The organism is Dolichospermum sp. UHCC 0352, assembly GCF_009711925.1.
GTDB lineage: Bacteria > Cyanobacteriota > Cyanobacteriia > Cyanobacteriales > Nostocaceae > Dolichospermum > Dolichospermum lemmermannii.
In genome coordinates this window covers 1-14,238 of sequence record NZ_VIKY01000199.1, presented here as the reverse complement: position 1 = coordinate 14,238, position 14,238 = coordinate 1, and the positions used below count along the sequence as shown (strand labels likewise).

Annotated in this window: 13 protein-coding genes and 1 tRNA gene; 4 read left to right on the top strand and 10 right to left on the bottom strand. The window is 39.5% G+C overall.

Annotation, left to right across the window (positions count from 1 at the left end; all coding sequences use genetic code 11):
• Positions 1-49 precede the first annotated feature (49 nt).
• Both FJR06_RS13805 and FJR06_RS13800 read left to right on the top strand, forming a co-directional pair.
• Positions 50-769 (top strand): class I SAM-dependent methyltransferase, encoded by a 720-nt coding sequence (locus FJR06_RS13805; RefSeq protein WP_015080272.1) that lies wholly within the window; start codon positions 50-52, stop codon positions 767-769.
• Between the two features lie 81 nt (positions 770-850).
• On the top strand, positions 851-1,342 hold the full coding sequence (locus FJR06_RS13800; protein WP_015080273.1) for a GNAT family N-acetyltransferase: 492 nt from the start codon (positions 851-853) through the stop codon (positions 1,340-1,342).
• 84 nt (positions 1,343-1,426) lie between these two features.
• Here FJR06_RS13800 and FJR06_RS13795 read toward each other — a convergent pair.
• The 5 genes from FJR06_RS13795 to FJR06_RS13775 all read right to left on the bottom strand — a co-directional run bounded on the left by FJR06_RS13795 (position 1,427) and on the right by FJR06_RS13775 (position 7,592).
• Positions 1,427-1,500: transfer RNA gene (locus FJR06_RS13795), tRNA-Met, on the bottom strand.
• A gap of 146 nt (positions 1,501-1,646) precedes the next feature.
• The gene (locus tag FJR06_RS13790; RefSeq protein WP_168651630.1) at positions 1,647-3,989 is read right to left on the bottom strand and encodes a peptidoglycan DD-metalloendopeptidase family protein; all 2,343 of its coding nucleotides are present in this window, start codon (positions 3,987-3,989) and stop codon (positions 1,647-1,649) included.
• 766 nt (positions 3,990-4,755) lie between these two features.
• Positions 4,756-5,217 (bottom strand): tRNA (cytidine(34)-2'-O)-methyltransferase, encoded by a 462-nt coding sequence (locus tag FJR06_RS13785; protein WP_015080275.1) that lies wholly within the window; start codon positions 5,215-5,217, stop codon positions 4,756-4,758.
• Positions 5,218-5,430: 213 nt separating this feature from the next.
• Positions 5,431-6,570, bottom strand: a complete 1,140-nt coding sequence (gene gshA / locus FJR06_RS13780; protein ID WP_168651629.1) for a glutamate--cysteine ligase — start codon at positions 6,568-6,570, stop codon at positions 5,431-5,433.
• A gap of 233 nt (positions 6,571-6,803) precedes the next feature.
• On the bottom strand, positions 6,804-7,592 hold the full coding sequence (locus FJR06_RS13775; RefSeq protein WP_015080277.1) for a GNAT family N-acetyltransferase: 789 nt from the start codon (positions 7,590-7,592) through the stop codon (positions 6,804-6,806).
• 464 nt (positions 7,593-8,056) lie between these two features.
• On the opposite strand from FJR06_RS13775, the gene FJR06_RS13770 reads away from it, so the two are divergent.
• Entirely contained in the window at positions 8,057-8,329 is a 273-nt protein-coding gene (locus FJR06_RS13770) for a hypothetical protein (RefSeq protein ID WP_051155179.1), read from the top strand.
• Between the two features lie 328 nt (positions 8,330-8,657).
• Positions 8,658-10,004: a guanitoxin biosynthesis MATE family efflux transporter GntT gene (gene gntT, locus FJR06_RS13765; protein ID WP_015080278.1), complete on the top strand. Its 1,347-nt coding sequence runs from the start codon at positions 8,658-8,660 to the stop codon at positions 10,002-10,004.
• Positions 10,005-10,247: 243 nt separating this feature from the next.
• Here gntT and FJR06_RS13760 read toward each other — a convergent pair whose 3' ends face one another.
• From FJR06_RS13760 to nuoH, 5 genes are all read right to left on the bottom strand, one after another.
• The gene (locus tag FJR06_RS13760) at positions 10,248-11,168 is read right to left on the bottom strand and encodes an NAD(+) kinase (RefSeq protein WP_015080279.1); all 921 of its coding nucleotides are present in this window, start codon (positions 11,166-11,168) and stop codon (positions 10,248-10,250) included.
• 6 nt (positions 11,169-11,174) lie between these two features.
• Positions 11,175-11,480: an NADH-quinone oxidoreductase subunit NuoK gene (gene nuoK / locus FJR06_RS13755; protein WP_015080280.1), complete on the bottom strand. Its 306-nt coding sequence runs from the start codon at positions 11,478-11,480 to the stop codon at positions 11,175-11,177.
• Between the two features lie 104 nt (positions 11,481-11,584).
• Positions 11,585-12,196, bottom strand: coding sequence for an NADH-quinone oxidoreductase subunit J (locus tag FJR06_RS13750; RefSeq protein ID WP_015080281.1), 612 nt, complete (start codon positions 12,194-12,196; stop codon positions 11,585-11,587).
• Positions 12,197-12,306: 110 nt separating this feature from the next.
• Complete coding sequence (gene ndhI, locus FJR06_RS13745; protein ID WP_015080282.1) at positions 12,307-12,882, bottom strand: NAD(P)H-quinone oxidoreductase subunit I; 576 nt, start codon at positions 12,880-12,882, stop codon at positions 12,307-12,309.
• Positions 12,883-12,970: 88 nt separating this feature from the next.
• Positions 12,971-14,089, bottom strand: a complete 1,119-nt coding sequence (gene nuoH / locus FJR06_RS13740) for an NADH-quinone oxidoreductase subunit NuoH (protein WP_015080283.1) — start codon at positions 14,087-14,089, stop codon at positions 12,971-12,973.
• Positions 14,090-14,238: the final 149 nt, after the last annotated feature.

The window sequence follows — 14,238 nt, the reverse complement described above, 5'->3', positions numbered from 1 at the left end:
TTTATCTTCCAAATGCTTCGCCCCTACTGACAACTGACAAAAATAATTAATGTCTAAAAATTTGCCTTCTAATTCTTATCAAAGAAATAGCTATTCCTCAGATAAATGGCAAGAGAGAATAGGACAAATAGCATATCGCTTTAATCATCAATATCAAAATCAGAAATTTGCAGTTCCCGACGAAGTAGAAGCAATGCCAATATTTCGAGAATGGATTAATGGCAGATTAAGTGAGAGAATAGTTTCACCATTTTGGGAAATTGCTCAACCTCAAAAAAACGAACATTGTTTAGATATTGGTTGCGGTGTCAGTTTTTTAATCTATCCTTGGAGAGATTGGCAAGCATTCTTTTATGGGCAAGAAATTAGTAATATAGCCAAAGACACCCTTAACTCCCGTGGTTCACAGTTAAACTCAAAATTATTCAAAGGTGTAGAATTAGGACCGGCTCACCATTTAAACTATGATCAAAGTCAATTTGATTTAGTCATTGCTACAGGATTTAGTTGCTATTTTCCTCTAGAATATTGGCAAGCTGTCTTGGTGGAAGTCAAACGAGTATTGAAACCAGGGGGACATTTTGTATTTGATATTCTTAATTCAGAACAGCCTTTAGCTGAAGATTGGGCTGTACTAGAAACCTATTTAGGTGCAGAGGTATTTCTAGAAACTGTCGCGGAGTGGGAAAAAACCATTAAAGTTGGAGGTGCTAAAATCGTTAAACGGCAATTAGGAGAATTATTCGAGTTGTACAAAGTTCGGTTTTAAGATAAAACTATCGAATAAATAGCCTCTTAACGCTGTATTATTTGGAAAGATTTTATCAAGAATTTTGCCCAAATAGCCGCAATGATGATCCGCCATGCCCTAGAATCTGATTTACCCGCCATTGTCGCCATTTACAACGCTGCTGTTCCTAGTCGCATGGCTACCGCTGACTTAGAACCTGTGTCTGTGGAAAGTCGTTTAGCTTGGTTTCAAGGACGAGTCCCCTCACAACGTCCCCTGTGGGTAGTGGACACGGATGGTGTAATTGCTGGATGGTTGAGTTTTCAATCATTCTACGGCAGACCAGCCTATTATTCTACCGCGGAAATTAGTATTTATATTTCCCCAGATTTTCAAGGACGTGGTTTGGGAAAACAACTTTTAGAAAAAGCCATCCAAGAAAGTCCCAATTTAGGTTTAAAGACGTTAGTTAGTTTTATTTTCGCTCATAATCAACCCAGTTTAAAATTATTTGCCTGGTTCGGTTTTCAAGCCTGGGGGAATTTACCGAAAATTGCTGATTTGGACGGAGTGGAACGAGATTTGATGATTTTAGGTTTGCGGGTAATGTAGTCAGGAAAGCCTTCAAACAAATATTCAGCCCCAGTGCTATAAATGACTGAAGGCTGAAACTATTGTATATGATATTGTTTTTAATGGCTCAGGTCAGATTTGAACTGACGACCCCAGGCTTATGAGTCCCGTACTCTAACCAACTGAGCTACTGAGCCACGTTGTTTTATCAACTTATATTAAGATAGCATAGAAATTTGCATCTGACAACTATCAATTTCCAAATTTTTGCCCCAAAAATAAAAAGAGGGAGTTTACCTCCCTCCATTAACCAGAGAATCACTTAATTCCAGATTATCTGCAATTAAATCCGATTTGGTAAGAAAGCGATAGGGTTAACAGCACCCTTGCCAGATGGATGAACTTCAAAATGAGTGTGAGGACCAGTGCTAAAACCAGTGCTACCCATAGCCGCAATTGTCTGACCTTGTTGCACTCGTTGACCAGGTTGCACCAAAATCCGGCTGTTGTGTCCATAGCGAGTTAAACTACCATCCTCATGGCGGATATCCACAACGTTACCGTAACCACCGCTATTCCAGCCAGCCTTCTCGACTGTACCAGCAGATGCAGCGTAAATGGGTGTGCCTGTTGAGTTAGCAATATCAATCCCTCTGTGCATTCTTCCCCAGCGCCAGCCATAGCCAGAGGTCAGAACTCCCTTAGCTGGCCAAATGTAGCCTGTAGCGGCAGAATTAGAGGGGAAACTGGGATTGTCTTCAGTGGTTTGAGGCAAGTGTATATCTACTGCTGCTATAGGTGGTAAAGCTGGAGAAACAGAAGTTCCTCGCAATTTTCCTAAAGAGTCAGACGCATTAGCACGAGCAGGAGGCACTGTCAACTTAATACCAGATGAATTGCGGGGAGAATTCCATCTCGCACCAGTTTTACCGGGCAGGAATTCTGGGTTAATCGGCTCATTGGTGGGAGCAGATGCTGTTACTAGAGTCTTGAGCGGTTGATGACTATAACTTGGCAATATTGCTTGAGGTACAGCAATCTGGATGGCATTGGCTTGAGACACTACCGAATTATTGGATGATTCAATAGCAACAGGTACAGACTGACTATTGTTTTCAGATCCTGTAACAGCCACACCAGCTTGTTGAGCGCGGTATTTATATCGCAATCTCTCAATTTCTGCTTGCAAGCTGCGGATACGTTCATTACCTTTGGCTTTAGATACCTTTTGCACTGGTTTTTGTGACCCATGCTTTTGGTAAGAAGCTCTTGGTAATGGAGCATCACCACCTAAGCCATAAGAGTCACTGGGTGTAGGTAAAGCTTGTGGGACAACAATAGAAATAGCAGTCTGTCCTTGGCTGTCTGTCTCTATTGGTGCAGGAACATTAATCCGGTTAGCGATACTAGGATAATTTTTCCGTTCTTGCTCACCTGTCACCACTGGGACTGGGATAGTCACACCAGGAGTTTCCGTCTGTTCTAGCGGCTCTATTACTCTTGGTGGAGGAACAGGAACGCTGGTATTGTTAGCAACGAATGATCTGGGGTTAAAACTAGGATTATTTAAAGAAGAATCATCTACCCGGCCAGAGGTTTCTAATATCTTGTTCGTAGGAATAATTAACCTTTGATTAATTTGCAGTTGATTAGGATCACTCAGATCATTAGCTCTAACTAGCTCAGAAACTGAAGTACCGTAATTGTTAGCAATTTCCGCTAAGGTGTCTCCAGGCTTAACTTGATATGTTGAGGGAGACAATTGTGCGACAACTTTTGTTGATGCTGATGCAGGTATGGGTATTTCCTGTATCGTCGGACTTGTTTGTTTATTCGGTTTCAACCGAGAAATAAGCTCGGATTGTTGAGAATCAGTCAAATTTTCCGATTGTTCTGGTACGGATTTATTAGCTACAGTGGTTGGTTGTGCTTCCTTAATCCCAGTTTTTAATAGATCTTGGGTTTGTTCAGACCGCAAATCTGCCAAACTATTTCTTAACCGAGTTGATTTTTCCTGTAAGCGATTCAGGGCAAACTCTTGCTGTGCTTTGAGTTGAGCATTAACATTACCGCTGGCTAACTCCCCTGCTGGCAAATTTTGGGTACTGCCAGTTACCGCTTCCACTTTAGACAACTGTGGCGCTGTCTCAGGCAGTTGGTTATTTATTGGTAATGTCGCTTGAACTGGACGATAGCTCACTTCCTGCCCTAGTTGAACAGAATTTCTATCAGCGGGATTGGCTGGGGAAATTACATTGGATGCAGTGCCTTCGACGGCTATGTTTTTGGTGGCAATTTGCCATTTAGCTTCAAGCCCAGGTACTTGTGAAACCACTGTTGGTTCCAATATAACGGGAGTTGCTACCGCGCCTGTTGGTGAGATGCTTGGGGACTCCAGTTTGGAGGTGGCAAATTTCATCTCAGTCTCGGAAACAACCGGCATTGTTGAAGCTGCTTTTTGACTGCCAACAGGAGCCGCTGCTTGGGCTTGATCGCTTTGTCGAGTCACCAAAAGGCTGGTTGCTCCCATTGATATTGCCAAGCCAACCATAGCTGCCCGATGAGTCCGCGCCCGGCGGGTCATTTTGGGATTGATCTCATAATTTGTTTGCTCTACCTGGGCATCATCGCCGCTGGGGGTATTGTTCAACACAGCCTTATCTCTTTTTTTCAATGCTCGTTTCAAAGACGACCTCCTAATGATCACTAGCGTTTAACTGATCTCGATTTTTAAGTTGGATATTAATTCATGATTGATCTCACATCAAACCATATATCAAGATCACATTCACCAGAGACACTTACGCAAGATTAACGTGCTTCTCTGATTTAAACAAGTTCTACACCTGACTAAACTTTCAAGTTTTTGGTGCTGTCTTGTCTAAGTCACTCCTCACAACCTAAAAATTCTCACTCTTGAGAGTTATCTCCACTCATTTTGCTACAAAACCACTGAACTAAACAAATATCATAACTTGGCTAGGTCTATTGTCTTTATTAGTTCATGAGCTTGGACAACTTCTGCAATAGCAATGATCCCGCTGTAGACGTTTTCAAGATTTTTTGACTAAATCCGTTTTATCAATAGGACACTTTACTTTTATTTTTCCCTAAAAAACAACCGTATACAACATCTGCAATTTTCGCATTATTTTGTTGTATTTCTGGATACAAAGTTATCCAAATCATTGAGAGTAATGGTTTTCGGTAATTTTCCTGTTTCGAGTCATCATCTAAAGAATTAACTAAATTCTATCCTTGGTGGTTAGATCACCCTGAAAATATCTATACAAATTTCTTATGTCATGTTAGCGGAGCTTATCAGTATTTATCACTATTCACCTTTTGCTTATGTATGTTATACAACATTATTATAGCAAGTTTTGGTGTGATTGATCTGATAGATATGTTTCTATCACACTTAATCCTAAATTTTTGTTGGTGAATATGAATTATTGTAAATAGCCTAACTGACGACGACATTCAAATAAACCTATGGCCACACTGACTGATAGATTCAGGCTACGAACACCAGGTTCATACATGGGAATATATAAGGTAGAGTCACAAGTTGAGAGAGTAGCTGCTGGTAAACCTGCTGTTTCACTGCCAAAAAGCAGCCAATCATCCGCTTGGAATTCAAAATTAATGTAGTTAAAATCACCACGAACACTAAAACCTAAGCATCTACCCCCACGTTGTTTTTGTACGCTTTGAAATACTTCTATGGAGTCATGATAATGGAATTTAACGTAAGGCCAATAATCTAACCCGGCTCGTTTCAGATAGCGATCGCTAATTTCAAATCCCAAAGGACCGACCAAATGTAATTCCGTGCCTGTAGCGGCACAAGTCCGGGCAATATTGCCAGTATTCGGAGGAATTTGTGGGTTCACTAAAACTATCTGGGGCATCTTTTGCAAATCTAAATTGTATATTAGGAAATTTCTTGCTGTCTAAAAATCTACCAAAATGTAGAGGCGATATATAGTTTTTTTTAATATGTTACGAAGTATTTTCCATTGATTATTTTTTTTAATCATTTCAGCGAGAGGAAATAAGAATCTGAGTGAGGAGAATATGTATCTTTGCCTATTCCCTCTTGCCTATTCCCTCTTGTCTGGTGTCTATTCCCGCACAGATGAACATAGTTTACTTTCTAGTTCGGTTTCCCGTTCTTGGGTAGAAATAATGGCTTGGGCAATTACACGCTGAATATCAACGCCTATTTTGTGTAGTTGTAACCATTGTTGAGCTTCATTACCTTCTCGGAGAATTTTTTGCAAGGGGGAGAGGAAACAACTAAAGCCCTGTTGTTTGGCAATACTCCAAACTTCATCATATATTTCTGCTATCCAATCTCTGGCAAGAATACTCCTACCATCTTGCCATCGCTGCAATCTTCCATCAAGACTGTCAGTAGCAGCAGCCATTTCGTTTTTCATGGTTAAGGTGATCAATTCTTCGGGAGAAAACGGACTTTGAGTTAAAGGATCAATAGCTGGGTTATTGATAATTTGGATTAACCGCGCTTCTAATAAAGCTGTCATTGCTAACAAAGCAATGGGATCTGTTACCAAGTCACAAATTCGCAGTTCTAAGCGATTTAAATCATAAGGACGGCGATCACCATTTGGACGCACTGATACCCACAAATGTCGGACATTTTGCATTGTCCCAGATGCTAACTGTTCATTTACCCATTGAATATGATCCGCATGACTAGCAAATAAGGGGACATGATTGGGAGTTTGGGGAAATAGTCCCCAGCGGGTGGAATGATAACCAGTAGTTTTACTATTTAGGAAAGGAGATGAGGCACTCATAGCTAGGAATAGAGGTGCTTCCATTCTCATGATCCGACAGGCACGCATTAATACCTCTGGGTCACTGATACCAACATTGATATGGACGCTGGCAGTAACTACCTTTGTGCCATAGGTTTGTTCAATGTAATCATGATAGGGATTGGTGGGGTCAGAACGCAAAAAGAGATCGCTTCCTTGCAAAGATAATGTACTACCCGGTATCAAAGTATAATTATCCAAGCTTTGGAGATAGTTCCGCAACTCTTTTCTAGGACGTAGTAAAGCGCACAATAAATTGTCATAATTCATAGATGGTTGAGTTATATACTCCACATTCCGGCTATCCGGCTCACGCATAAATCCATCTAAATTTGTAGTAATTTGATCCGATAGTCCGACAATATCACCTTGATGCGTACCAGTGTACATCTCAATCTCAAAGCCTTTTAATAAGACCATATTATTCTCCAAAACTTCTTCTAATGTTCATAAATTGTATCTAATTAGACGATTTTTTGCATTTTTTATGTATATATAAATTTAAGTAAGGAAAAAGTCATCAGAATTACAAAAAAGGGAACAGGGAATAGGGAATAGGGAACAGATAAGAAACACTCATTTTCACCAGTTTAGAGCTTCAGTCAAAAAAAAGATGTTTTTAAAAGATGCGTAGCCCGAAAAAAACAGTGTCATTATTTCAATCTCATGCCATAATGCCATCTAGTAAAATCAGCAATATTAGAAATAACTAAAAAGTCAATAGTTTTAAATTGCTGATCAATAGCTGGTAAACTGCATACTTTAGCCCCAATATTTAGATATGCCTGAAAAATATTAGGAATTGATATATTAGACTTTTCTGGATAACTTTGCGGAATTTCTATCAAGTATTTTGCATGAGGACATACTAAAATATGAGGATGGATAAAATTATTTTGTTTTAAATAATTAAAAGTACAAGCTGCTTCTCGATGAGATTGTGTAAGTAAAGATGCACAGCCAAAAAAATATTGTTGTTTAGTCCAAAGTAAATAATTAGCTAATCCTTTCCACAGTAATAATAGAGTATGACTATTGCGGTACTTCTTAGCTATACAAGCACGTCCCACCTCAACAGAAGATTGAAGAACAGCATCAGGAATACCATGAAGATCAAATATATCAGCCGCATCAAATCCTAGATATTGAGCAGCCATTGTATAAGTTTGCATTCTATAAGTACCAATCGTTTCACCCGTATTTTTAGCAATGAGTAATAAATGATGACAAACTTGATCAAATTTATCTTGATCCATTTGGGCAATATTAGAATTAGATAATCCTAAACCGAGTTCTAAATTAAATACTTCAAATCGCAATTGGAAAATAGATTCTAGTTCTTGAGGATTTGCAGCTAGACGCAGGATATATTTATCAGTTTGCAAAATGGGAAAATCAGAAAGATGGAGTTGATAATTATTGTAGCGATCAGAAACTTTCATCTATTTTCCTACATAGATTTGTAAAATATTTGATAGAAGATACATCCCCGACTTGTTAAAGAAGTCGGGGATCTGGTTATTATCTTTTTTTCATTATGAGCTTAACTGCTCAAAAAATCTGGTAATAAGATACAAATTTAGTTATACAAGTAGATTAGCGTTAAAATTTGGCGTTAGAGACTTCCAAATAAAAAAATAGAGAAGAGGTTTTGGTCTTTTAGTAGTTAGTGTATCTCTTATAGGATCAGTAGGCTCTATTATATGCTCCTAGAACCTGTTAAATACTTTTTGAAATATTGACTTGTCGTTGTAGATGTGATATTTTAGACGGAAATACTGCAAATAATAATGTAATAATAGAAACTTTTTGAAATATTGACTTGTCGTTGTAGATGTGATATTTCAGACAGAAATGCTGCAAATCAAATAATAATGTAATAATAGAAACATAAGAAGGTGAAAATATGAGTAATTCAATTGAGTCTGTTGACGATTTAATTCTAGCTAGTCATGGTAACTGGAAATTTGATCAGCAAGTTAGTGAAAGTTTTGACAGTCATGTTATAAAGAGCGTGCCTTTTTATGAAGAGATTCAGAGAATGGTAGTTGAAATTAGCGAGTATTTTATCAAAGATAATAGTGTTATATATGATATAGGTTCTTCCACAGGCACAACTTTATCACTACTATCTCAACAACATATTTCAAAAAAGAATATTAACCTATTTGGGATATAAGAAAGCCCATCCATGATATAGAGCGCTAGATATAGATGTACTTCTCCAAATGTGAATTTTCTTCTTCAAGATGTAACCAGTAGTAATATATGTTTTGAAAATGCTAGTTTTGTAACTAGTATTTTGACAATGCAATTTGTACCCTTCAATTACAGGCTCAAGGTACTACAAAGGATCTATGATGGTATAATAGGAGGCGGTGCTAAAATAGGATTTTACTGCAAAATTCTGCTGTAGTCAAAAAATCGTCATCATGTAATTTCATATTTGTAGTTATTTATGAAATTTTCTGTAGGGCAAAACCTCTTCAAATCGGGCTTTTTATACGATGCTATTATTCCCCTTGTCAGGTAAATATCAATTTATCTCTCGCTTTTATCTAATTACCCTTACTAATATTTTATCTTGCACTATTATACCGTTAGCTGGTTTTACCAGTACAGTTTTTCTAGGTCATTTGACAGATATCCGCTATTTTGCAGGTGCTTCTCTGGGTGCAATTCTTTTTGATTATATATACTTTAGTGTAGGTTTTTTACGTTTAGTAACTACAGGCATGACAGCAATAGCTGTTGGTGAAGATGACCGAGAGGCTATGTTACTAGTAGGAATACGGAATAGCGCGATCGCTTTAGGTTTGGGGATACTCATTCTGGTTATACATGAACCCTTAGGGAATTTGGGGTTTGCACTGTTTACTACTTCTCCAGAGGTCAAGGATGCTGGTCTTGCCTACTTTAATGCCCGTATTTGGGGCGCACCAGCAGTTTTACTCAACTATGTACTAATTGGCTGGTTTATTGGACAGGAAAAAAGTAGTAGGGTATTGCTAATGACCATTGTTTACAATGTGGTTAATATACTGCAAGACTACCTATATATTAACCAGTGGCATTGGGCAAGTACCGGAGCCGGAATGTCTGCCGGAGTCAGCCAATATTTAATGTTGTTGACGGGGTTAATTTTCTTACTCCGTGATGTCCCTTTAAAAGAGGTAGCAGCATTAAAGGAGCAAATTTTGGAATCGTCAGGTTTCAAATCCATTGCTCGGTTGAATGGAAATCTATTTGTGAGGTCTTTAACTATTGCATTCACCTACGTCATTTTTTCCTGTTTGAGCGCAACAATGGATACAATGATATTTGCTGGCAATGCCTTACTTTTACAGGTGTTACTGCTGACTATAGATATTTTTAATGGTGTAGGAATTTCTACCGCTGCTTTAACTGGAACATTTAAAGGTGAACAGACAACTCATAAGTATTTGCCTTTATTGCAAATAGCAATAGGAACTAGTCTTTCAATAGGACTTACCTGCGCTGGTCTTTGTGTGCTTTCTCCACAAACCATATTTGGGTTGTTAACCAACCACAGCGAAATCATAGAGCTAATTAAAACCTATGTTCCTTGGTTATTAGTGGTTCTGGGATGTGCCTCAATTTGTTTAGTTCTGGAGGGATACTTTACGGGTCTAGCGGAAGGGGTTGTTCTCCGCAATACTTTCTTAATCAGTACCTTGGTGGGATTTATCCCTCTAGCTATATCAACATGGTTTTATCACAATAACCATATGTTGTGGTTGGCTATGTCTATGTTTATGGTGATTAGAATGGTGATTCTTGGAGTATATCTAGTGAAAAGCAAAGAGTTAAAAATCGAGACCATATTAAATTGAATCAATACACCTAATTACAAGAACTTACAAAAGAGAGTTATTAGGTGTTGATGAAACTTCGTTGACAACTACTTTTAACTTCTGAATTCTGATTCGGTAAATTCTGACTCCTGCTATAGTTCATACTTTCAATTGTGAGTAAGAATAGATATTAAAAACCCCCAAATATCTTAAAATTGGGGGCGAAGTTGAATTTACTATGACGGACTTAACGGGACAATATTTAGAAAAGATACATAAAAATCAATTGCGGTGATTATTGTTGTAGCGAACTCTCGTTCCAGCCCAAAGTAACTTCTCCCGCAGTGTTTGATAATATGAGTTATTTGCCCGTAATACAATAAACTTAGCGCGGCAATCAGCCATTCGGACATCAACACGATGTCCTGGCCAAATGGAAGTAGATAACACACCATCCATCCAGAGTTTGGTACTTAAATCATAATCGCCCAAAGGCCAAATACTGACCACAGAACCAGGAGGTAAGACAAGGGGACGACTTGAAAGACTCATGGGACAAATGGGAGTGATGGTAATTGCTTCCATCCCATCGTGCATAATTGGTCCACTGGCAGAAACAGTATAACCAGTAGAACCTGTGGGAGTAGAGATAATTAACCCATCTCCCACATACTGATCTACTATCTCACCATCAATTTCCATTTCCAAAATTGAGGTAATCATTCTGTCAGCAGAAGCCGGTTTGACACAAAATTCATTTAAAGCCAAGTAACTTTCAGTCACAGGTTCTAAATTTGAGCCAGTTCCCTCATATACCGCTGCTTGTAACATCATGCGCCGTTGAATAGCATAACGATCTTCTAACAGCCTGTCCCAAACTATTTCTGGATCTTGAAACTCATCTACTGACTCAGTTAAAAACCCCAAATGGCCGCCTACATTCACTCCGAGAATGGGGATACCAGCTGGGGCTAAATGTCTGGCACTTGTGAGGACAGTACCATCACCACCAAGTACCAAAGCAAGATCAATTGGTTGATTAGCAGAGGCCAAAAAAACCGGATAGGGGTTATCTTTTGGCCCACTAGGTCCCATCAATACTTGGCAATGACGATTTTCTAGTTGTTTAGCACAAAGTTCAGCCCAGCTTTTACTCTGGGGATCTCGTGCTTTATAAGCAATGATTACCTGCTTGAGTTGCACGCACTATTACCACTTCAGAAGATTAAACTGCTCCATATCAACGGTATCGCGGTTGCGATAAATCGTCAGCACAATCGCTAAACCCACTGCCGCTTCTGCGGCTGCGACTGTAATCACAAAAACTGTGAAAACTTGACCTTTAATTAAGGTTGAATCAAGGAAGTTGGAAAATGCCATTAAATTTAGATTAACGGCATTCAGCAATAACTCAATTGACATCAGTACCCGCACTGCGTTGCGACTGGTAATTAAACCATAAATCCCAATGCAAAACAAAGCTGCGGCTAGTAATAAAAAGTATTGGAGTTGCATGATTGTCGGTTGTCAGTTGTTAGTTGGTAGGGGCGAAGCATTTGGAGAAGCATTTTTCGCAACTACCGATAATTTATCTTCCAAATGCTTCGCCCGTACAGTTGTCAGTTGTCAGAACTTCTACCAGTGCCGATGAGTTCTTTGGGGCGTTCTGGTAGGGTTAAAATTGTTTGTTGTAGGTCAGAAGTTGGTACTTGGTCAGGTAAATATTCCCGACGTGCCAAAATAATTGCTCCTACCATTGCTATTAGCAACAGAACGGAAGCTAATTCAAAGGGTAGCAAAAAGTCGCTGAAGAAATGCTCACCAATGACAATGATGGAATTTTGACTAACTACGGGATTAGTTGTATAAGCCCAAGGCGTAGCTAATACCATTGTACTTAAAAGCGCAAATAGTCCAAAACTCACTAAAGCTGTAAATACTTTCCGTAATCCCGCACTAGGTAATGGTGAAAAATCCTGTCTTTTGTTTACCAACATAATGGCAAACAGAATTAAAACGTTAATTGCACCAACATAAATTAGGATTTGTGCTGATGCGACAAAATCACCATTTAGCAATAGGTATATTCCCGCCATGCTGATGAATACACCTCCCAGCAAAAAGGCGGAATAAACAATGTTAGAGAATAGCACCACACCTAGTGCTGTCCCAATCATCATTACGCCAAGAATGCCAAGTGATACAGACTGTACTCCTTCGGCTAGATTCACTGTTTTTGTCCTTAGTTAGTTGTTAGTTGTTAGTTGTCAGTTGTTAGTTGTCATTTGTCATTTGTTAGTTGTTAGTTGTCATTTGTCATTTGTCATTTGTTAGTTGTCAATTATTTTTCTACTAGGTCTTCTGGACGAGAACCTGCACGGGGGGCATCGGCGGGGACTCCGTGGGGGTCCATTACGCCTTTAGGTAGGTAAACAAGTTCTCGTAATGGTGTCACCATTGGATCGTTTGTAACTTTATAGGGCAAACGTCCCAGGGCTACGCTATCGTAATTAAGTTCATGGCGATCATAAGTAGCTAGTTCATATTCTTCTGTCATGGATAAACAGTTGGTGGGACAATATTCCACACAGTTACCGCAGAAGATACAAACTCCAAAATCAATACTGTAGTGTTTGAGCTTTTTCTTTTTAGTGCCTTTGTCCATTTCCCAGTCAACGACAGGAAGATTAATGGGACAAACACGCACACAGACTTCACAAGCAATACACTTGTCAAACTCATAGTGAATGCGACCGCGAAATCTTTCACCAGGAATTAATTTTTCGTAGGGGTATTGGACGGTAACAGGTCGCCGTCTCATGTGGTCAAAAGTAACAGATAATCCTTGACCAATATAACGACCTGCTTGGACTGCTTCTTTGGCGTAATCACCAACTTGTTTGAGGAATTTAAGCATTTTTGTGTCTCTCTCTTTACAATTTTGGATTTTGGATTTTGGATTTTAGATTTCAGATTCAATCCAAAATCTAAAATCTAAAATTGCCTTACCCACCGAAGGCGAAGGGAAAGGCTAGTTTGAAGGCTGCGGTTAATAGGAGATTTACCAAGCCTATTGGTAAGAGAAATTTCCATCCTAAGTCTAGCAATTGGTCAATCCGTACCCGTGGTACTGTCCAACGAATGAGGATGGCGAAAAATACTAGTAAGTAGGCTTTGATTACGGTCATGGTAATACCTATAACCGCTGTGACTACCTGAATTGCTGGGTCACTTTCGCTGACTCCTAACCAACCAGTGATCATCTCCAGGGGTATAGGACAATGCCAACCACCAAGGTACAAAATTGCTACTAGTAAGGCAGAAAGTACCAGGTTAATGTAGGAACTGAGGTAGAAGAGGGCGAATTTCATGCCTGAATATTCGGTTTGATACCCTGCAACTAGTTCTTCTTCTGCTTCTGGTAAGTCAAAGGGTAGGCGCTCGCATTCTGCTAGGGCGGCTATCCAAAAGATCACGAAACCTAATGGTTGTCGCCAAATGTTCCAGCCCAAAATGCCAAAATTAGATTGCTGATTAACGATGTCAACGGTGCTGAGACTGTTGGACATCATAGCGATCGCTAGTACACTCAATGCTAAGGGAATTTCATAACTGATGGACTGCGCTGCTGCCCGTAAACCTCCTAACAAGGCATATTTATTATTGGAGGCATAACCCGCCATTAATAAGCCAATGGGCTGAATACTCGATAATGCAATCCACAAGAATACGCCCATGCCGACGTTAGCAATGATAATATTCTGTCCAAATGGCACAATTAAATAGGACAGAAATACTGGTAAAACGACAATAATTGGACCAATGGTAAATAGCCAAGGATCTGCTTTGGCGGGGATGATATCTTCTTTAAATACCAGCTTCAGACCATCTGCTACAGGCACTAACAATCCAAAAGGACCCTGGTATTCAGGACCAATTCGTTGCTGTGCTGCCGCAGAAATTTTCCGTTCTAGCCATGTGGCAACTAGGACACCTACTGTAGCCCCAATCAGCATCAATACCATTGGTAATGGCATCCATAGGGCTTTGGCCGCTCCTGGGGGTACGCCTAAGTCCTTGACAGATTGAATAAAAGTTCCTTGGAGGTCAATTCCTGGATTCATGTTTGCTGCTCTTTAAGTCAACGTGCTGATGAACTGTGAAGGATGAAATCAGTTATTCTAATTTTCATAAGATCACGCGGTAAGCGGGAGACTCAGTCCCTTTAGGGCTGAGAGGGAAGCGACACGAGCGGTTTTAACCGCTGTGGATA

Coding starts and splice junctions, on each gene's coding strand:
- FJR06_RS13805 (WP_015080272.1), top strand. CDS start 50: ATGTCTAAAAATTTGCCTTCTAATTCTTATCAAAGAAATAGCTATTCC.
- FJR06_RS13800 (WP_015080273.1), top strand. CDS start 851: ATGATGATCCGCCATGCCCTAGAATCTGATTTACCCGCCATTGTCGCC.
- FJR06_RS13785 (WP_015080275.1), bottom strand. CDS start 5,217: ATGCCCCAGATAGTTTTAGTGAACCCACAAATTCCTCCGAATACTGGC.
- gshA (WP_168651629.1), bottom strand. CDS start 6,570: ATGGTCTTATTAAAAGGCTTTGAGATTGAGATGTACACTGGTACGCAT.
- FJR06_RS13775 (WP_015080277.1), bottom strand. CDS start 7,592: ATGAAAGTTTCTGATCGCTACAATAATTATCAACTCCATCTTTCTGAT.
- FJR06_RS13770 (WP_051155179.1), top strand. CDS start 8,057: ATGAGTAATTCAATTGAGTCTGTTGACGATTTAATTCTAGCTAGTCAT.
- gntT (WP_015080278.1), top strand. CDS start 8,658: ATGCTATTATTCCCCTTGTCAGGTAAATATCAATTTATCTCTCGCTTT.
- nuoK (WP_015080280.1), bottom strand. CDS start 11,480: ATGCAACTCCAATACTTTTTATTACTAGCCGCAGCTTTGTTTTGCATT.
- ndhI (WP_015080282.1), bottom strand. CDS start 12,882: ATGCTTAAATTCCTCAAACAAGTTGGTGATTACGCCAAAGAAGCAGTC.
- nuoH (WP_015080283.1), bottom strand. CDS start 14,089: ATGAATCCAGGAATTGACCTCCAAGGAACTTTTATTCAATCTGTCAAG.